The 21240-nt window shown below is 40.6% G+C and carries 13 protein-coding genes; 3 read left to right on the top strand and 10 right to left on the bottom strand.

Features of this window, described 5'->3' with window-relative positions:
- Positions 1–25: 25 nt before the first annotated feature.
- The 9 genes from PSE69_RS10665 to PSE69_RS10625 all read right to left on the bottom strand — a co-directional run bounded on the left by PSE69_RS10665 (position 26) and on the right by PSE69_RS10625 (position 17221).
- Positions 26–2557 carry a penicillin acylase family protein gene (locus tag PSE69_RS10665; protein ID WP_412033770.1) on the bottom strand — a complete coding sequence of 844 codons (2532 nt, stop codon included), beginning with the start codon at positions 2555–2557 and terminating at the stop codon, positions 26–28.
- Between the two features lie 150 nt (positions 2558–2707).
- Positions 2708–3283, bottom strand: coding sequence for a rhomboid family intramembrane serine protease (locus tag PSE69_RS10660; RefSeq protein ID WP_036942428.1), 576 nt, complete (start codon positions 3281–3283; stop codon positions 2708–2710).
- Entirely contained in the window at positions 3280–8220 is a 4941-nt protein-coding gene (locus tag PSE69_RS10655; RefSeq protein WP_014657155.1) for a DNA repair ATPase, read from the bottom strand. The genes PSE69_RS10660 and PSE69_RS10655 overlap by 4 nt, the downstream gene beginning before the upstream one ends.
- A gap of 165 nt (positions 8221–8385) precedes the next feature.
- On the bottom strand, positions 8386–10584 hold the full coding sequence (locus PSE69_RS10650; protein WP_004924051.1) for a flotillin family protein: 2199 nt from the start codon (positions 10582–10584) through the stop codon (positions 8386–8388).
- Positions 10585–10640: 56 nt separating this feature from the next.
- Positions 10641–11279 (bottom strand): OB-fold-containig protein, encoded by a 639-nt coding sequence (locus PSE69_RS10645; RefSeq protein ID WP_154610481.1) that lies wholly within the window; start codon positions 11277–11279, stop codon positions 10641–10643.
- An 829-nt stretch (positions 11280–12108) separates the two neighbouring features.
- Positions 12109–12711: a hypothetical protein gene (locus PSE69_RS10640; RefSeq protein ID WP_004924062.1), complete on the bottom strand. Its 603-nt coding sequence runs from the start codon at positions 12709–12711 to the stop codon at positions 12109–12111.
- A 71-nt stretch (positions 12712–12782) separates the two neighbouring features.
- Complete coding sequence (locus PSE69_RS10635) at positions 12783–13856, bottom strand: HBL/NHE enterotoxin family protein (RefSeq protein WP_014657156.1); 1074 nt, start codon at positions 13854–13856, stop codon at positions 12783–12785.
- A gap of 1034 nt (positions 13857–14890) precedes the next feature.
- Positions 14891–15802 (bottom strand): N-acetylglucosamine kinase, encoded by a 912-nt coding sequence (gene nagK, locus PSE69_RS10630; RefSeq protein WP_004924069.1) that lies wholly within the window; start codon positions 15800–15802, stop codon positions 14891–14893.
- A 237-nt stretch (positions 15803–16039) separates the two neighbouring features.
- On the bottom strand, positions 16040–17221 hold the full coding sequence (locus tag PSE69_RS10625; RefSeq protein ID WP_053110695.1) for an SGNH/GDSL hydrolase family protein: 1182 nt from the start codon (positions 17219–17221) through the stop codon (positions 16040–16042).
- A 239-nt stretch (positions 17222–17460) separates the two neighbouring features.
- Here PSE69_RS10625 and PSE69_RS10620 point away from each other — a divergent pair, with 239 nt between their 5' ends.
- The 3 genes from PSE69_RS10620 (at position 17461) to asd (ending at position 19300) form a co-directional block, all read left to right on the top strand.
- Positions 17461–17721 carry a type B 50S ribosomal protein L31 gene (locus PSE69_RS10620; protein WP_014657159.1) on the top strand — a complete coding sequence of 87 codons (261 nt, stop codon included), beginning with the start codon at positions 17461–17463 and terminating at the stop codon, positions 17719–17721.
- Between the two features lie 2 nt (positions 17722–17723).
- Complete coding sequence (gene ykgO / locus PSE69_RS10615; protein WP_014657160.1) at positions 17724–17864, top strand: type B 50S ribosomal protein L36; 141 nt, start codon at positions 17724–17726, stop codon at positions 17862–17864.
- A 329-nt stretch (positions 17865–18193) separates the two neighbouring features.
- A complete protein-coding gene (asd, locus tag PSE69_RS10610; protein WP_004924086.1) occupies positions 18194–19300 on the top strand; it encodes an aspartate-semialdehyde dehydrogenase in 1107 nt (368 codons plus the stop codon).
- A gap of 53 nt (positions 19301–19353) precedes the next feature.
- Here the strand turns inward: asd and PSE69_RS10605 are convergent, their stop codons facing one another.
- Positions 19354–21174 (bottom strand): FUSC family protein, encoded by a 1821-nt coding sequence (locus tag PSE69_RS10605; protein ID WP_154610480.1) that lies wholly within the window; start codon positions 21172–21174, stop codon positions 19354–19356.
- Between the last annotated feature and the right edge of the window lie 66 nt (positions 21175–21240).

Below are 21240 nucleotides of genomic sequence, written 5' to 3'. Positions count from 1 at the left end.
GTTACCTCGGCCCTGTTGAGATTGACTATTTTTCGATCTCAACCTGTTCGCTAGATTCGATGTGCGGCGTCAATTCTTCCGTTGTGAGCCATAATGGTTTCTTTTCAAATTGTTCGTAGAGTGGCAATTGGTCTTGATAATGAGGTGATGGTTTGCCTTGAGGTGAAATAAAACCGCTTTGGCCTGGTGCGACGACATCCCAAGCTTTCACTTTACCATCGCTAAACACGATCAAATCATTTTCTGTGCCTCTATTATGATACTCATTTTGATGAAAACGCTCTTTTGCATTAGCTTGAGGAACGCCAAAGAAATTATTGGCTCTGAAAGTGAGTGCCGTGGCAGGGGTTTGCCAGCTTGCAAGATTATCACCATATTTTAGGGTCATCTGCTGATAAGTATTGCGTAATGCTTGGCGAATGACCTCATCTTGAGGTTTGCCTGCAAAGAGATCAATCGCTTGAGGAATTGCAGAGCGTTGTCCTAATAACGATTCATATAAGATTTTGGCCCCCGTACTAATATTCAGTGAACCTGTAGGGCCGTCTTGTGTTGTTTCATAGCCACTGGCTAAATACCATTTATCAAAGGGAGCCGGTACAGCTTGACCGAGAGTCGCTTTTAACATCTCCTTGAGCCAGATATCTAATATTGCCGAGCCTGGTTGAATATAATGCTTACCATCCTTTGTAAGATGATTAATGCCATCCCATTGGTTCAGTATATTAGCAAGTTTTACTGCATCATCATCGGCAGGTAAATCACGCGTAGCACGGATGATATAAGGGGTGAATAAGCGATGATTGAGGTCAACACGGCTGGTTTGTTTTAGGATATCCCACATATCCTCTTGGTTTAACAAAGCTTTTGATTCTATCAGTCTATTTATTTCTGTCACTCGATCAGCCGAACCCCATAAGAAAGCAAATAAATCACTAGTGGGGTAGTTTTTGGCTGGGGAATTATTCCAGTTGGCAATATAACCGGATTTCGGGTTATACACTTTTGGGTTATTGGCAAAGGGTTGCATACCTTGCCAATCCCACTCCCCGGTACCTGGCACTGGAAGGCGAGGGTCATGGTTTTCTTGGCGCTCAGGGTAATGTCCTGTATGGATATAACCAATATTGCCATCTCGATCGGCATAATACCAATTAATGGTCAGTGCTTGATTTTGTGCCTGAGCTTGCCATTGCTGCCAATTTTTGGCTTGTGCCTGTTTTACCCATGCCATCAAAGAAGAGACTTCTTTTCCATCCCACGCTCGAGCCTTGCTGTATGCGATGTTAGCGCTGTTATCTTGTTTGACTATGTTGCCGTGCACCGTTCGATAAACATCTAATGTGACAGGCGAAGCATCTTTCACGTTAATGACCTCTTGGCGGCTGAGCATTTTTTTCCATTGGCCTTGATGTTGGTAATAGTTAGGACGTTTTGGGTCGAGTTTCTCTGCAAAAATATCGACACCATCACCAAAACCAGCCGTTGATCCCCATGCTATGTTGCCATTATGGCCAAATAATATTGCTGGATAAGCGAAAGGGGTGTTGCCAACCAAATCAAAACCAGCACCATGTAAACCAATGCCATAGGTATAGGCTGGGTTAAACCAGCCAAATTGTGGGCCGTTGAGCAAAATTGCGTTAGCGCCATCGGCTTTTGATTTGCCGACAACCCAGATATTACTCGTCGTTGGGTAACCTGCTAACCCGTTCGCACCGCCTTGCTCATATTGCTTGGCAATCAATTGGCTATTTTGCTGTGCTGTTAATGCGATTAATTTGCCGGAGGCATCCTTTGCAGGGCGCTCAAACATAGGGGGAATTAGACGGTAATCGTTTATTTGATTCACCTGAGATTGCTTGTTTTTATTTTTTGTATCTGAATAGGTAAATTCTTGAGCATCAATAGTGGTGGGGGCATTAGGGTTGTTTAGCCAATTTATTTGGTTGAATACTGCTAACCCTGTTTGCTCACCATACTTATCTTTTAAGGCGGTTAATAAGGCTAGATTATCGATTTCACTGTTCATATCTGAGAAGCGGTTAGCCATAGTGCCCACCATAATCATGGCAACATCAAAGCTGTTCCATTGAGATGGTGTGAAGCCATAATCAATAAATTGTTTAGGCATTAATTTATCTGGTGTCGCATTCACTTGTTTGATCCAAGCGTTCATGCCGTCTGCATAGCCACGTAGGATATCCTGTTCTTCTTTAGGGAGATTTTTAATTTGTTGATGGATGGAGTCAGGCCAGTAATTACTGCGGATATCTTTATCAAAGGCAATAAAATCTTTGCCGAGCACTTCTGAAACGGTGCCTTGGGTACTGCGTTTTGCCATTTCCATCTGGAAAAGCCTGTCTTGGGCGACAGCATAGCCATAACCATAAAAAAGGCTATATACGTCATCGGCATAGATATGAGGAACGCCGTAGCTATCTCGATCGATTTTGATTTTATTCGGTTCGGCATAGCCAGTAGATGAAAGTGTTGTTAATCCAAAAATAATAACCGCAGATAATAAGTTGTTTATCTTCATCAGGTGAGTCTCCATTTTTTATTGTTTTATGAGACTAACAATCACTAATTTGTAAATGAAGAGTTAAATAATAGTTAAATTATTAATATGTGAACCAAGTAGATAAAAAAGGATACATAAAAATAAAAAAATATTAAAAGTGAATCTGATCACGTTAGCTAAAAATTAGCTTTCTGTAGGTGAAAGGGCGCTTTTCTTGCGGCGATTAACCCACCATGCATAGAAAATACCCGATATTGCACCAGCAATATGCGATTCAGTTGAAATATATTGATGAACGGGCAGCAAGCCGGATGTCATTGCGCCAAAATAAAATAGCACCAAGACAGTGATGATAATGTCAGAAAGTTTGCGACGAAAATAACCTTGGGCGATCAGTAACCCCCAAAGCCCGAAAATCCAACCACTTGCGCCAACATGAATGGCGTAGCGACCAACTAACCAAACAGCTAATCCACCAGTAATAATAATAAAGAGCGAAGCTAATAGATATTCACGGATCTCTCTATGTAGCAGTACTGCGCTGAGGATCAGTAAAGGAGGAAGGTTACTCAGTAAATGTCCCCAACTACTATGAATAAAGGGGGAAAGGGGGATACCGATGAGGCCCTCTAAGCTTCTGGGTATGATACCAAAGCGATTTAACGAATAGCCTGTTAGGCTATTGATCACTTGGATGATGACCAATAGCCCAGCCAAAATAGCAAGTAGTTTCAGTCGTTGGTTCAACCACTGTTTCATGCTTGCTGGCTTAATGCTTGTACACTTTCAACCAGATCAGCAAGTTGTGCAACAACACGGTCACCCACATCTGCATTATCCCCACCTAGTGCTTTATTGCGCATAAAGTCCTTTTTGATTTGTTGCCAGCGTGCGGCCTGTTGCTCCGTGAGCTTACCGCGAATTTCAGCTAATTTGAGTAAATTTTCTTCTGCTCCTGTGGTGAGTAATTGTGCTTCACCGAGGTAGTGATCATCCAATAAACGTTCAAGCTCCTCTTCATTCATGACAGAGGACACTTTTTCACTCAGTTTATTCATATTTCGATAGCTACCTTGCAAACGGAAGGCTGGCTCGGTGCGGTATTTATCGGACTGTGCTGCACTGGCAATATATTGCTGATTCACTTTGAGTACGACATCGCGTAGCGTGATTAGGCGCTTAATGACAGCGACAATTTCACTGATTTCTGCATCTGAATAGGGGTAGCTCAAAGCATTAGTTGAGACTGATTTACCCATTGCTTTATCAACGAAAAGGTAGAGGTCATTGAGATCACGTAGAGCAAGCGGCGCAAGTACAGGGTTTGAGGTTAGACTGTTTTCAATGTAGCTTAATGCGAAGGCATCATCCATGCCGCCAAGCACTTCCCCTAGGTTATAGATATCAGCGCGGTTGGCGAGCATGTCCGGTATGCGGAACACTTCACCTGATTCGGTATATGGGTTACCTGCCATAACAACACAGAATTTTTTACCACGCATGTCATAGGTTTTCGTTTTTCCTTTCCAAACCCCTTCAATGCGCCTTGTTCCGTCACACAGAGAAATAAATTTCTGTAAAAACTCAGGATGCGTATGCTGAATATCATCCACATAGAGCATCACGTTATTCCCCATCTCTAACGCTAAATTGAGTTTTTCTAGCTCCTGACGTGCAGTTGCATTTGGTGCTTGGTCTGGGTCGAGTGATAACACGTCATGACCTAACGCAGGCCCGTTAATTTTCATGAAAATGAGGCCTAAGCGGTCAGCAACATATTCCATCAATGTGGTTTTACCGTAACCAGGCGGGGAGATCATCAAGAGTAGCCCCATCAAATCGGTACGTTTACCTTCCCCTAAAGCACCGATTTGCTTCGCCATATTGTCACCAATAATCGGTAAATAGACGTCGTTGATCAGTTTATTACGAACAAAGGAGCTAAGAGGGTGCGCTTTAAACTCATGCAGCTTCAAACGACGGCGCTCTTCAATGACAACACGTTGGCGTAACGCTTGATATTCACGGAATGCGGGAATAAACCGTTTTCTTTGAAAACGCATGCGACTGAAATAGTTATCTAAGCTCAACGAGAGGGTTTGATTTTCTATCGTTGGATGTTCGCCTAATAACCCATTAACTTTGAAGTACAGATCAGCTTCGCTATAACGTGCTGATGCGACTTTGTCTAAAATAATAATGGCGATTGCACCCGGAATATAAGGCGTAAGATGGGCAAATTCAGGCACTGAACATAGCCCTTGTAACCAGTTTTGAATCAATGCCCAACGCTGAGCATAGCGGCCTGCAAGGTTTTGTTGGGAACGGTTGAAGTCTATCCACATATGGGCGTCTTCTAACCGAGTTTGCAAGGCGGCAACAAGGTCTCTAGCATATTTACTGTAAACTAATTCAATAGGCGTTCTCGCCAGCGCAAAGCTAAGATACTCTGCGGCTTGAGTTTGTTGGTAACTTTCACAAGGTATCGGGTGCTCTTGTAAAAATAGGCTAATGTCTGCTTCGATCTCCGCCTGCAAATCGAGCAAAGCATCATCATTATGGAATAGCTGATGAATATTCATTGCGGTTCTGGCGCGCTCTGGCCATAAAGCCGGATATTCATTATTTTGTACTTGTTCCCAGAAAATCGCAGCAATTGCTCGCGATGTTGGGTTATAACGCAGTAAATCAGCACTTTCTCCGACAGGCAGGAGCTTTTTCAAAATAGCGATGGCATCGTGATCGTGAATACCTTTCTCATAGCCCTCTTTATAACGTGGGGCTGCAAAGTCGCGTACGATTTTCTCTAATTTCTCAGGCACCGATAACGCGGACTTAAGCATATTATAATCAAGGCCATCTTGGCGCTTACTTGCAGCGTAGATAATTGAATATGCAAGGTATTCAGCCCGATAAACATCGTCTGACTCGGATTCAAGTGCCGCTGACCAATAAGGTTGTAACTCAGCTAATTGAGGGTTATCAATAGGCTCTTGGAAATCGGTACCCGTCAGATATAACCAAAGTTGGTTATCTTTCGGCAAGATGGTTAAATCAAGCTCTTGGGTGTTAACACTAAAGCGATGGCGAGGCCCTAATTTAATTATATTACCGCCATCTTCGTAAATATCTGTTTTATCGCGTAGTGTGCGAATAGATTGGTCGCGCGCTGCTTTTAATCTGGCATCAATATCATCCGCTTTGACGTTATCATTGATTTCTCTTAGTTTTTCAATGATTTCACGCGTTTTTGTTGCCAATGGATCAGACGCAAAAAAGGCGTTTAATTCATCTTGAGACTGTAAACGTGCAGTGCGGCGTTGCAAACTATCTAACAGGCGGTCGGCTGCTGTTTGTAAGTTTTGTGAACGGCGTTGGCGTTCATCTAATAAGGCTTGCTTGTGCGACTCAAAGGTTTCTAGCAGCTCTTCGCGTTTGGCGAGAATATCTTCTAGGAACTCATCATGGCTGCTGAATTGGCTTTCTAACTCTTCTAATTGGACTAATAGCCTAGATAGCTGGTCATCGCAGCGTTCAGGATCCGTGGAGAGTGATAGGGCATTTGTAATGCCTTGGCTAAATAGGCGGAATTGTGCGCCAAATTGAGCCACAGTCTCGACAGCACTTTGTGATTTACGTTTTTGTTGTAAACGAGCGCGTGACTGGTTTAATTGGGCATAAATTTGTGAAATTGCATCAATGATGTTGGTTTGTTGAGTCACATCATCAAATTTTAGCGAAGCCATTAGATTCGATAGCATATCCAAGTCGGCAGACATTTTTTCCATGCCATTCATTGGAATATCGAGCTGCGCACTATTTTGAGCACTCTCCATTTGCTCTTCAAACTGAGAAAGTTGCGTTTTAAATGGTTGTAGTGCTTTATCGCTCGCTAGGAAAGTTGCGGTAGTTTGAGAAACATACTGCTGTGCTTGCGTAATTTCTTCTTCCATCTGCGCGAGTTTCGTTAAATCCATATAGCGGAATTCGCGTAAGGAGATCAGGTGACCACGTTGGGCACTGAGTGCATTTAACCCATCAACAAACTGCTGAATATCATTCCAGCTTTCAGGTAATGTTAAAGACATCAGTGTCTTTTGCCGATTAACCGCTTCATTCATCGATTTTGCTGATTGCTGGCGGATACTCTCGACTTTTTCATACTCATCTAAGACCAATTCACTGGTTTGTGTGATCTCTTTGAGTAATTTACCGATACCTAAACATTGCTCGTCATTAAACCAATAATAAATATCAAGTAGGTTTTTCGGTTGTTGGCTGAGTTGTTCATAGCGGGCAACGGAAACCTGATTACCTTCAATTTCTTTAGCAATATGCAGAATTTCTGAGATACCACGTACAAGATCAGCGTTACCAATGCGACCAAAAAAGCCCCCTCGCGCAGGCTGTTGATCGGCAAATTCTTCTGAATAGAAAGGGGTTTGCCAAACTTGCATCGGGTGAACTCGAGTGGCTTCGTCACCTTCACCTTCAAAGAGAACCATTTTTCCATCTTCAAGCATGGCATAACCATGCCCGATCAGCGGAATCGCCAGTTTTCGCTCAATCAAATTATAATTAAAGAGGGCGATACGACCTTGGTTTGGCGAATAGAAGACATACAGGACATCCTCACCGTTTGGGGAACGGCGCAAGCGACGAAAACGCATGCCATCCATAGGTTGATCAAAGGTTTTATACTCACCATTTTGTAAGTAATATCCACCTGGGAAAATAATGCCGTGGTCTTCGGGAAGCTGTACACATGCCTGACCAATCGCATCAATGCGTTGAGCTGTTTGAGTCAGTGTATTGTAGACGAGATAGCGCCAGTTCTCTTCGCGATAGGGTAATATTTTCAGTAAGATCAGGCTGCCTGTTTGGGCATATTCAATTTGGGCATCATCTAGGGATTGGTTTTTATCTAACACCGCTTCGCGATAAATGCCGAGGCCATCTTCTGTGTTATTTTCGCATTTTATGGTGAGGTCGCCACCAATAGTTTCAACGAAAACAGTATCTAAAATATTGATATGCGGAAAACGACCATTAACCGTGTTTTCACGGGTTGTTTTCACCCATTCAAAGTCATAGGCAGGGGGAAGGGCGATGTCGCGTTCACCGCGGTTGTCGATATAATCGATTTTGCTTTTATCACTGGAGATAGACCAGCGGAAAACCCGCACATCGGTGATACGTTCACCAATTTGAAAGCTAGCTAATAGCTTACCATCACGTTCAACTAACTGTAGTAATTGGGTGTTTTTGTAATAGGTGTAAAGCTCAGTAAAATCTTGGATAAAGCGCGTATCACTGAGGAAGGTGCCGTCATAGGAGACCGCTTCAACATCAAACTCACCTTGGTTATCAATCAGTCGATACAGAGAAAACACATCTTCAATTTGTGTTTCTCTTTTGAGGCCAAGGAAAACGTTATAGCCAAATAGAAGCCATTCACCAACTCGGACAATATCCCTTGCTTGGCAATTATTTTCTGTGCGAATACGAATACGGCCAATAATATCCATTTGGCTTTGACCGAACTCTTGTAAACGACTGTCATTGAGTTGCGCTGCTTTTTGATGAAGCTGTTGCCCTTGTTCAGTAAGGCGTTTGCGTAATATTTCATATGCGCCGCCTTGCGCAACAGCACTATCCAGTATGTTTTGCTCGTGACTCGTATCCTGAATTGACATGCGTCGTTGGTTTCCTTGGCTATAACAAAAGACAAAAGTTGAAGGCATACCCGATATGTATGCCTTTGAACTAGGATGCTCGTTTACCGTTAAATGATTATTCGCTATGGTATGAGTGCCATACCGAGCCAGTAATATAATTTAAACACGTTAGAGCATACCCCATTAGAGCTGATCATCCGTTGGTGCTTCAGGTTTTGCCGAGACGGTTTTAACCTGCGGGTTTGCACCTTTTGCAGCCATAAAGCTGTTAATCAAATCTTGAACCTCAGGGTTTTTCAGTAAAGCTGCAATATCGATTTTCTTATCGTCTTTACGGTTGATCAGCTTTTCGACACTCTCTTTAGCAAAGCTGCTTTTATCCATAAAGCCATCAACGGCTTTACCTAAGCTAAGCGCTTTAGAGAAGGTATTAAAGAAGCTACCGTCACCGCCCACAATTTCGATATTGGTTTTGGTTAATGCAGCAGCCAATACATCGGCTTGCTCACGAGCAATCTCTTTATTTGCGTCAATTGATGCCATAGCTTGCTCAAACTCTTTCTCAAGACGCATACGGAACTCTTCATGAGCACGGGCAGTATCGCTGAGGTGATCCATGGATTTGAATTTATCGGTCAAGCCATCCGCTTCTGCTTTCAGACGTTGACGGATCACTTCGGCTTGCGCGGCACCTAATTGACCTTCCCCTCGAGCTTGGGCAGCCAGTTTCTCTTCAAGCACTTTCGCATCCGCCAAGCCCAGTTTTTCTTTCGCATTGGCTTGTTGCTCTTCACCGCGTGCTTGAGCGGCCAGTTTTTCTTCGAGGACTTTCGCTTCAGCAAAGCCTTGTTGTTGTTCAGCAAGCGCTTTTGCTTCCAACACTTGTGCTTCAGTTAAGCCTTTTTCTTTTAATCCACGCGCTTCTGCTAGGAGTTTCTCAGCGGTGATATTCGCTAGGACTAATCCCTCTTTTTCTTCCGCTTCGGCTGTGGCTTGACGTACTCGTGCTTCTGCGAGGCCGAGTGCAGCATGTTCAGCTTCAATCCCTTCTGCTAAGCGTTTTTTGGCTTCTGCTTGTTTTGCTGAAGCTTCAAGTTCCGCTTGTGCCATGGTGCTGATTTCTTCGGCTCTGTGTTTTGCACTCGCTTCATCGGCTTCGGCTTTCTTCACTTGGCGAACTAAAGACTCTTCCGCTTCTGCTTGAGCGTTGATAACGGTCACTTGTCTTAAGCGATCGGCTTCTGATACTTCACGTACCTCTTTGATACGCTCTTCTTCTTGGGCAACGCTTTTTTCAACGATAACGCGTTCACGGATCACGTTAGAAATATTTTTGCGTTCTTCTTCCAACGCTTTTTCTTTTTCAATACGTTGTAGTTCAACCTCACGTTCGCGGGCTACGATTTCGAGGTCACGAGCACGATTAACGCGTTCCTGTTCAATAGCAACTGCGCGGGTCCGGTTCTGCTGAGCAACTTCAACTTCACGCATGCGATTTTCTTCACGAATTTCAATTTCTTGCTGAGTTTGAATACGTGCTTGCTCTGCTTTTAAGCGCTCTTCTTCTTGTACGCGTAATGTTTCGGCTTGCTCACGAGCACGAATATTTTCAATCTCACGTTTTTGGCGAGCTTCTGCATCCGCTTGTTGGCGTTCAAGGGCTAGGCTTGCTTCACGGGTTTCCACATTTTTCTTTTGAATAGCCAGTTCTTGGTCGCGCTCTTTCTGGTTAGTTTCAATATTATGGATAGCGGTGATTTCAGTGATTTTACGGATACCTTCGGAGTCGAAGATATTATTTGGATCAAGAGCGGCTTTTGGCGTTTGTTCAAGGTAGTCAATGGCCACATCTTCAAGTGCATAACCATTGAGATCTTTACCGATAACATCCACGATACGATCACGGAAGTTCTGCCTATCTTCAAATAGCTTAGAGAGTTCAAACTGCTTACCAACCGTTTTGAGTGCTTCTGAAAACTTAGCGCTAAATAAGGTACTGACGGCTTGATGATCGGATGCGCGGTCGACCCCAATGGCTTTAGCCACTTTGAGTACGTCTTCAGTGGTCTCATTAACACGTAAATAGAAAGCGACAGTAATATCTGCACGTAAGTTGTCTTGGCAAATCAGGCCATCTTTACCGCGGCGGTCAACTTCCAAAGTTAAGAGAGAAATTCTCATAAACTCTTTTTTGTAGATGACGGGATAAACTAAAGCACCAGTAAAGTGAACTTTTGGTTGCGACGACATGTCGTTAACAATCAATGCAGTTCCTTGTGGGACCTTGATATAGAAGGCTTTAAATAGCCCAAAAAAGCCAAGTATGACTATGATGATGCCCCCAATAATGGTTAAAAAGGGCATTAGGTCAGCCAATTCCATATTTTCTCTCCATGGGTTTCGATAATGTCGTCGTTAAAGGTTCAAAATAGTGTTTATTACTGGCGAAATTCGTCTTCCGTCACCACATTGTAGCTGTGTGACACGGGGTCATAACTAATGATAACAACGCGGTCACCTCGCTTAATATTTTCAGTAGAAGCGGCACGAATTTGCAGAATTAACCCCGCACCACCATCTTCTAGTATGGCTTCGCCTTTATGTTCGGTGACTTCTCCTGAACGTACGGTGGCGAGTTTACCCATTAATCGCTGGGCTGTTTTTGGCGTATTGGATTTAGCCAATTTCTCACGTAATGGTTTTAAACATAGGGCGGTTAAGTGGATTGAAATAAAGGATATAACGAAGAATACAGTGAAGCCGACAAGGTAGCGTAGTAGTGTAATATCAATAAAGCGAATAAACCAATGAACACTAAAGTAACTTAATAACCAGCCAAATAGTGTAAATAAGGTCAGAATAATCGTGACTGGAATACCTGCAAGCCCGAGTTTTGTGAGCCAGCCAGCAAACCCTGTAGCATCAAAGCCGCCACCATCAACGGATGTATCAACATTAAATAAATCAATATCTAATAATCCAAAAGCGGCGCATAACCAATAAAACATAACAATAATAAGTAGGCCGCTAAAAATAATGACGGGGAAGGTCAGACAGTTTTGTAGAAACAAACTCATAAATGTTCTCTCTATAATATTTAGAGTTTCAATTTTGTTATTACCATTACCGTTAACTTAATCATATCAATTTCAATGATTTTCAGTATCGGACTATTCTTTATTATCTGGCTGATTTTCATGAGTTATTTATGAAATTTTTCTAAGTATCATCAATGACTGATAAAAACGGGCTAGATAGGAGTTATTTTGCCATTAATTGTTAATAAAAGATAATGAATCATAACAGCAATATGTAAGATTATGTTATAACTTATTGAAACCGTAGAATTAAAAAACTCTGAAAAATGCATCAATATAAAAATATTATTTTTTAAATTATCTTTTTCTAGTGATAAACAATAAAATGGTTATTAATAAAAGAAAAAAGTGAGATTAAAGGCGTGCTATAGATTCAAAAACACAGTAAAGCAGCCCATTTCCATGGTCAGCTAGATATTCGTCAATTCACATCAGGCATTGCAATTTTTACCTACAATTTGTGACCTTTAACTTAACTAGCATTATGAAAATAGCTTACATACATACGCGTCATTACGCCATAACTGAGTTAGGTTTGCTTGATATATTTGACATATTTTATCGGAGTCTATTCGATAAAATAGCAATAAGTGGCTGAATGATGAAAAATTCCTCGTTCAGCCAAAATATCACTAACATCGGCATAGCTCAGAGATATTGAATCATAGCTACGTATACACAAAGGGTGATAGAGGGAGCAAAATACTTCCATTTAAAATCATTCAGTGACATGGTTATTTTCCTAAATAATGAGCAATAACGTCACATCAATGCACTTTTTGCAATAAGCGCCTTTAATCCCTATATCCTAAAGTGACAATCTTAATTCCTTTACTTTTACAAATGAGGCTTCGGTTTGCACCTTAACAACTAACATCGAGTTATATTGTTCATAGTTGTATGGTTGTATACTTATGCTAAAGAGATTATTTAGCGCTTTGCAATCCGATAATATTACAAGTAGATATACTTGAAAGTTCATTTCAATATTAAAAAAACCAATTACGTCATTTTTAAATTCATTTAATGCGTTAATTTCCGGATCACCATAGAAAATTTGAGATGTTGACATGACGTCTTCTATAGTACTAACACAGTCTTGCAGGACACTTATTTGTAACGATATATCATTAATGACATTAGATGAATCAAGTTGCATTTTAGAGAATGCTTCACGACAACTAGATATGTCATTCATATTTATAAAATTGGATATTGATTTAAGTTCATTAATCCAATTTTGGATTTGAGCTGATGAAGCCTCAATAACTTTCTCGCATACAAGCATTGAATTATTAATTGCGATGATTATTTTCTGAGCATAAAAGGGCAAGTTCCATTGCGAATTATTATACTTGCTTAATATACCAAGATAATTAAACATTAGGCTTTTATAATTTAAAATGTTCATACCTTCACCTTATGATTGAGTTAATTTTACTTCATGTTATTAACTTCCTATGCTATTTTTAGTGCTGATTTTTAATTAACATTAATTAAATCATAAGTTAACTTTTTAGGGTTGATGACATATTCAACACCACTCATTTGCGATTTAATTGTATCAGTATCTTTTAATACGATTTTAACTTGGTTATTAGCACTAGATAAGAATAATTCTCTAACATTATCCGTATTGATAATTCCCATATTTAGGTCACTAATAAGGTTATCTATATCATTAGAGAGAAACTGCCATGCATTTGACATTTCAAGTGAAGCTTGAGCTGCTTGTGATATACAAGTTGCCAGTTGCGCATTTCCCGTTGAACATGCTTGAGCGACTCTAACCTCATTTTTCAAATTAGCATCTTCAATTAATAACTTCTCTTTCAATCTAAGGTCACCCTGAAGTTTAAGTACCGCACCTATAACACCAGCAAGACCTGTTGCTATTGCCACCGCCCCTCCAATCACCATGCTTACTGCCGCCCCTCCGGTAACGAGGGAACCCACAGCCCCCACAATAATAGAAAAGAACCCTCCAGCAATACCTAAAGCACTAATCGTTATACCGGCTTGATCAGCAGCTATTTGTGTTTGTATATTGAGTATATTATTTCTATTTTGAGACAGCGCACCGTTATCACCTAGTATCGCGGTGTTTAATCTATCAACAACATCATAGAAACTCGCTACACTATTATCTAGCTTATGGCTAAATTGTGATAAGAGTGTGCTAGTTACATTCGCCTCACTTGCATATTTGTTTGATTGATCTCTAATCGCACCTAAAATATTTAGCCAATCAGAAATACTTTTTCCCGCCGGAACTTGGGATGCTATTGAATTATGAATTGTATAGTAAGCACTAATGCTGGAAATATTCCTAATTATCATTGGTTGTATCGTATCAAGATAATATTTTGCATTTTCTTTTGCTGTGCCTAATGCAGAATTGACATCTTGCTGTAAGCTAATTAATGACGGATTATTAGTGAAATTCACTAATGGCTGTTGCATAACGGAACGACAACTACTTTGTACAATCAAATCAAAACTGGATTGTTTTTTGTTTGCACTATTTATAGCTAAAGGAGATTGATTAAAATCCATGATATACCTCATTAATGTAATGCGATGCTTTATTTCATACGATTTAATTAATCATATGAAATAGAGAGATTGTTTAGTAATATCGGAGTTATCTTTTGCCATGATAATCACAGCCACTACATCAATTGATATTTTAAAAATATCTGATAAGTGATATTATGCGTTTAGAGTTTAAAAGACTGGCTTATCTGATAACCGATAAGGTCTGCTAAGGCGACTAACAAATTTAATGACTCCTAGCAATATGTGAACATATAGTTCATGATTTAATTTAATCATGAATCATAATTATTTTTTTGTGATGAAGTTGGCAAAAAATCAATTATAATGTCTTTATTATTATTTTGTCGTATTTATAGTTCAAAACTAGTAAGCGATGGTAAAGTGTTTTAATCAATCAAATAATAAAAAATAGGCATGTCGCTAGCCCTATTTCATTGTCTAATAGTTAGACAGCTTACCCTTATATGTTGATGATAGCTCACCAGCTTCGTTAATATGATGGACTGTTTTCACTTAGTTAAATTGCGAATGCTTATGATGTTATTCGATTATTTAAGATAATTTCTGACTGGTTAAAAGGGAGGCTATATTATAATTAACCGTATGTTTAATTTATTTTTGAATCTTAAGTCAAATGAGTTTAATCATTAATTGAAGATTTTCTTATTGACACTGGTAAATAAAAATATCAATAAAAACAATATGTAGCATTAATAAGTTGAGCTTTGATAAAAATAAACGCACCATTTTTAACAGTGACAATAATCATTTGATAAAGAATAGGCTATTGCCATTAATTGGCGTTCAATAAATCTATCTGTCTATTGATAGACTGGGGGGGATTGTCGAAGGGATGCTAAAAATAGTCATGCCAGATGTGAATTGGCGAATCTCTTTGTGCCCATTAAAATATGGGGCGTTTTACGGTGTTTTGGTTCCCGATCTCACTATTTAAAAACTGAAACAACGAAAAGAGACACGGTGTATTTAGCGCTGCTTCAGTTTTTTAGTATGAAAAAAATTAAATAGAATTAATCAAGTAAGTTTAAACACGCAGCACCTCTTGCACCACCGGAGTCACCATATCGTGCTTTTTCAATGGCAGGGAGATTCGCGATACCATACAAATACTGAGGCAAAACATCAGGCAGAAGTTGGTAAATACCATCAAATTGCGATAATCCGCCACCAATCACCACTAAATCAGGGTCTAGTATGGTCAATACTTGGCCTAAAAACATCCCTAATAAATCGATATAGCGTTCAACATGCTGTTTTGCATTGCGGTCGCCTTGGTAGTAAAGCTGGATAATTTCAATCGCTGATTTTTGTTCACCTGTAAATGAGGTATAGATGCGTTCAAAACCTGGGCCGGACAAATAGGTTTCAAAGCAAGCAGGTTTACCACAACCGCACATGACTTCCGGAACTTGGTTTCCAAGTAAACGAGCGCCCTGTAAGGTCACATTCATATGACCAATTTCGCCAGCAATGCCATTTTTACCGGGAAGGACTTTACCGTGGGTGACAAAGCCGCCACCAACGCCAGTGCCTAATATCAGACCAAGTACCGTTGGGTAATTTTTAAACTCAGGCGCCCAAGCTTCTGAAAGCGCAAAACAGTTAGCATCGTTCTCTACTTTGACTGGGCGTTGTAAGGTATCGGCTAAGTCATAGACCAAAGGCTGATATTTAGCGGCGGGTACATTTGTAGTAAATACCGTTCCTTTCTCGTGGTTGACAATACCGGGTATGCCAACTCCCACCTTTCCTTGACCGTTAAATTGAGTATCAGCTTCTTCAGTAAGATGACGAAAAGCATTAAGGAGAGCTTGATAATCATCTTTTGGTGTTGGTACGCGTTTTTGCCAAATGGGGTTGAGTGATTCATCAAACACAGCAAGTTCAATTTTTGTACCGCCCATATCAAAGCCGTAATACATAGGTATCTCCTTAATGGTGACAATTATCTAATACGCTTAGTATCACTTTGATAAGTCATAAATGGTAGCGTTTGAGGCTGATTATATAAAAGTTTTTAGTCAGATAATGCGGCTTTGCTGCTAGACATTGTTTTTGTTCATGTTAAAGAAAGCGCAGTTTTTGCCGTGGCAGTGTAGGGAAGGCAATAAGAGGCTAGTTGTATGGACAAACGAGCCTCTTGTTGTTTTTTAGACGGTTTAAGGTTCGCTGATTAATATTGATTTGTTCTGTGGATTAAAGTTTTTATAAATAAAATGATGCAATTCCATCGCAATAATATGATGGATTTCTTGGGTTGGATGTACCTCATCAACAAATACATAGTGAGGGTCGATTTCTAAGGGGGCGTTCCCGAAGATGTACCCATGTGAAAAAGCCTTGTTTACCTCATAAGATCCCGGCTTTCTGGCATTTATGTTATTGACGACATTCATAATGTTATCCATGGTGTTATTGACATCAAAGAACATGATCCGACAAGGTTGCTGTAAATTCATAAGCTCAACGAGTTGTCTAAGTTTATGATTATGTTCAATAGAAATACGTTGCATTTCCTGCCGGTATTTGGGGTTTTTCTCTGCGACCTTTTTGGCGTAAGGGGTTTGAGAAAGGTCGGGTATCCCCATGACTAAAATTTGCCTAGCGCCTTTTTGCACCATCTTCTCAATTGATTTTTTTTGACTCAAAACGACGAAATTCACGTCTGTTTTATGATAAGTGAGATAATCATTGGCACCGATAAAAACAATGACTAAATCCTTTTCGGTAAAATTTAACCCTTTTATCTGTTTTTCCATATTAGAGAGAAACCTAAATTTAGGGGATGACGTTGAATAAGATGCACAAGGTGCCCCACCTTCCGCCCTATTAATAAGCGTCACTTTCGGGTCGTGAGATATCCCTTTATGGAATGCCACGCTTTGCATGATGCTTGGCATTGTCAGAAATTCGGTCCATACGCTGCCATTAGTAAACTTACCTTTATAGTATTGAGAGGAGCGGGGGATAAGCCCTTTTGACTTGTGATACATCCTCTTTTCTGAGTCAGACAAGCTATCACCAATCACAATGACTCTGTCAAAATAATCAATAATGGGTTTTTTTGGGTCATTTTCCATTGATAAAAGGCTATCTAGGCTTGAAGTATGCACGTTGTGGTGTGGCGGAAAGGCCTCTTGGTACTCCATAGCCAATTGGAACATTTTGCCGGGGATCCTGCTTTCTATTTTCTTTTCACCACTGAGTGTGGCATGTACTTTGGGGGCAGAAGATTTTATCTTATTTTGTATACTCTTAATCGAACCTAGTAGCGTGTCAGTGAAAGAAGGTTTTATCTGTTTAGCGACAGTATGCTGAGAAGTAATTGATTCTACGTTCATTGATTTACTCTATTAGTTGTTTTGATGATTAATAAAACTATCAACTAATAGTTGGTCTAAATATCAAATAAAGATTATAGCTCCCTATAAAATCAGTGCGTTTTATAGCAAAAACATTCATTTCCACAATAAAAACAAATATTTAATAATTTTTTAGTGTTCCTTTTCAATAAAAGGATTGCATCGCTATTTAAAAGTGTATATTGTTATATTATAACATAACAATTAGAGGCGTTATGATGAAATCTGGGATCCATCCTCAATATCGAACCGTCGTGTTTCACGACACCAGTGCTGATGCTTATTTTAAAGTTGGTTCAACGATTAAAACGGAAAAAACAATAGAGTTTGAAGGTGAACGCTTTCCATATGTCACTTTGGATGTCTCTTCACAGTCACACCCGTTTTATACCGGTAAACAAAAAATGATTTCACAAGAAGGGAAAACCGCGCAGTTCCAGAAACGTTTTGCTCGCTTCCTATCAAAAGAGGAGAAATAAACGTGAAAGTCTTGAGTTCATTAAAAACCGCTAAACAGCGCCACCCTGATTGCCAAGTCGTTCGTCGGCGTGGTCGTGTTTATGTGATTTGCAAAACGAATCCACGTTTTAAGGCGGTACAGGGTTGTAGAAAGAAACGTTAAGCTTATCTAGGAACTGTTAGTGATTGATTTTCTTGACTTCAGTTTTCCTGCGCCATCGCGGCAGTCCTGTGTCGCGATGGTTTTTTTTCATTAGCCCCTCTACGTTTAGCCTTTTGCGCGTAGGGTATAAGCGCCAAGATAGGGGGATCATTAGGCACATTTCTAATCTTCTTACTATTAGTGAATAAATTCACTTGCACACTGGTTCATATTTTGTCAGCTTTAATGTACCCAATAAATTTTTTGTTTCTGCTGAGAGCAAAACCTGTTTTCGGATGGAGCAGAGCATTTATTCGGGGGGAGAATTTTAAACAGACAGGGTGAACATAATGAAAAATGTAGGATTTATCGGCTGGCGAGGTATGGTCGGTTCAGTTTTGATGCAGAGAATGGTAGAAGAAGGTGATTTTAATGCAATTCATCCTGTATTTTTTACCACCTCGCAACATGGCGCTGAAGCGCCAACTTATGGTGGGCATCGCGGAACGCTGCAAGATGCGAATGACATCGATGCATTAAAAGCGCTAGATATCATTATTAGTTGCCAAGGCGGTGATTATACGAATGATATTTACCCTAAATTACGTGCATCAGGCTGGGAAGGCTATTGGATTGATGCGGCATCAGCCTTACGTATGAAAGATGATGCGATCATCATTCTCGACCCCGTCAACCAACAACATATCCAAGATGGACTGAATAAAGGCATTAAGACCTTCGTTGGTGGTAACTGTACGGTCAGTTTGATGCTAATGTCGCTAGGCGGCTTGTTTACCAATAACCTCGTTGAATGGGCTTCTGTCGCAACATATCAGGCAGCTTCAGGGGCTGGCGCGCGCAATATGCGTGAACTATTAATGCAAATGGGTGCATTACATAATCAAGTGGCTAAAGAGCTACAAGATCCTGCATCGGCCATTTTAGATATTGAGAAAAAAGTGACCGACTTTACTCGTAGCGGCACCATGCCAACCGATGCGTTCGGGGTACCTTTGGCAGGCAGTCTGATCCCATGGATTGATAAAGCGCTAGAAAATGGCCAAAGCCGTGAAGAGTGGAAGGGCCAAGCGGAAACTAACAAAATTTTGGCAACAGGTAGTAATATTATCCCTGTTGATGGTTTATGTGTACGTATTGGTGCATTACGTTGCCATAGCCAAGCATTCACATTAAAACTGAAAAAAGATATCCCGCTCAATGAAGTTGAACAGTTGCTGGCTTCTCACAATGAATGGGTGAAAGTCGTCCCGAATGATCGTGAAATCACCATGCGTGAGCTGACACCTGCTGCGGTGACTGGCACATTGAGTACCCCTGTGGGCCGCCTGCGTAAACTGAATATGGGGCCAGAATATCTGTCTGCCTTCACCGTCGGTGACCAACTGTTGTGGGGTGCTGCCGAGCCACTACGTCGTATGCTAAACATCCTACTATAAGCCATATAGACATATTAATCTGCACCTCACATCCAACGTGGAGGTGCAGTTTTTTATCTTCTTTTCTGCTCCATCAGTCTGTTCAAATAGTCCTGTAATAGCATTAGCCTCTTTGGATTATCGTGGTTATTACTTAATCGCTGAATGATTCGCTCTAGCTTGTTTGCATCGATTTTGTCGTGTTGTAAGCGAAAAACTAATGCATTTAGGGCGCGTTTTTTTGAGGGTTGATGCATAAATTGTTTATGCAGTATAACTAAAATCAACCAGATACCTTGCCTTACCTCGAAGAAATCAAGTGTAGCAGAGAAAGACTGCTCGCTTTTTTTGGCAAGTATTAACCCATTTAATAAACGATGCATTAGGCGCGTTGTTGATGGTTTATGGCCTTGAATAAGCTGTGCAACCCCTTGCTTAAATTGTTGATCAGCCAGTTGAAGCAGATGTTGGTAACGTTTTTGGGGGTTAGTTGGATAAATCCACATAAAGGCAATCATAGCCACAAGAGGTCCACAGACAATCGCAATCGCATTCCCCACACTGGTTGTAAAAGAAATTGAAAATGGGTAGCTAGGTTGCAGTAAGATCAGTGAAACCATTATGTAATCAAAAGCAATAAATATTAATCGGCTATGAGCAAAAATAATGATGCCGCTAATGATGACAGGGATAATTAACAAGGTCATTTGCCATGATGAGCTTGCAAAAGGCCACAGGCACCAACTGCAAATTAAGGCGGCAATAGCCCCCAAAAATTGCCCCGTGAAAACATTTTTCATGAACTTATCGGGGTAATCAAATGAAGCAAATATGGTTAGCATCACTGAAAGGCCTAAAGTGAGATAAGCCAGTGTCTGCCATTGTGTTAATAGCCAAAGCACCCCAACCACACCAATGGTGATAAATGACCGCGAAAATGCATGCCATGCCGAAATCTTGTCTTGATGTAATTTGAGCTTATCGACTCGGCTTTCACGCTTTATCGAAGTGCCTTTAATTGCGTAATAGAGCGTGACCAAAAGATTTTTTAAGGGGCCATTTGGGCAAAGTGATAATAAGTGTTTCCACTCTCTTTCTGACGGCTCTTGGTCTGGAAAGGGGAATGCGGCAATCGATTTAAATTGCGTTAAATGCAGTAATATTTGGCTTTGGGCAATTAATCGTTGCCGTGCTTGAGTCACCTGTTTTCGATGGTAGCGCCAACCAATACGGTTTGCTTCTAACTGCTCATCATAGTTTGCGATTTGCTGCCAGAGATGATGAATATCATCTGGTTTAATCGCTTCTTTCTTATGTAAGGCTCGATGTAAAATAGTATAAAACTGTTGATTTATCTGGTTTTTTAAAACAGTTATAGGTGCTTGGTCTCGCTTTGGCGTGAATAGATAATTAAAAATCACAGCAGAGAGAACGCCGACCAAGATAGTCCATAGCCTATCCCAAGCCACCAAAAAGATATTGTTTGAGTCATGTACGCTAAGCATGCTTACCATCACGGCAGAATAACCTGCGAGTAACGTACCATAAGCCACAAATCCTTTTTGGAGTTGCCCAATACCGCTACACGCCCCTAGCCATATGGCAAGCCCAAAGATAAACAGTAGCGGGTGGATAAAATGCAGGTAGATGAGTAGTACCCCAGCGAGTACGCCACTGACAGTACCGGCAAAACGCCACCAACTCTTTTCGAGTAAGTTTTCACGCCAAGGCTGAGCAGATGCCCACACAGTCATCGCTGCCCATTGTGGATGGACAAGCTGAAAATATTGAGCAACAAACAGCGCAATAATTGAGGCGCAAGCAGTGATTGTGGCAAAGCGTAAGCGATCTGAATTAAAACCTAAACGCTGCAACAAAGCATTATTTTGTGACATAAAGTATTGAATATGGGTAATATCTGCGTGTGAATAGTAAGATTAGTTGATATTATCAACTAAATG

Source organism: Providencia sp. PROV122, from assembly GCF_028482365.1.
Classification (GTDB): domain Bacteria; phylum Pseudomonadota; class Gammaproteobacteria; order Enterobacterales; family Enterobacteriaceae; genus Providencia; species Providencia stuartii.
This window is presented reverse-complemented; position numbering and strand designations above follow the sequence as displayed.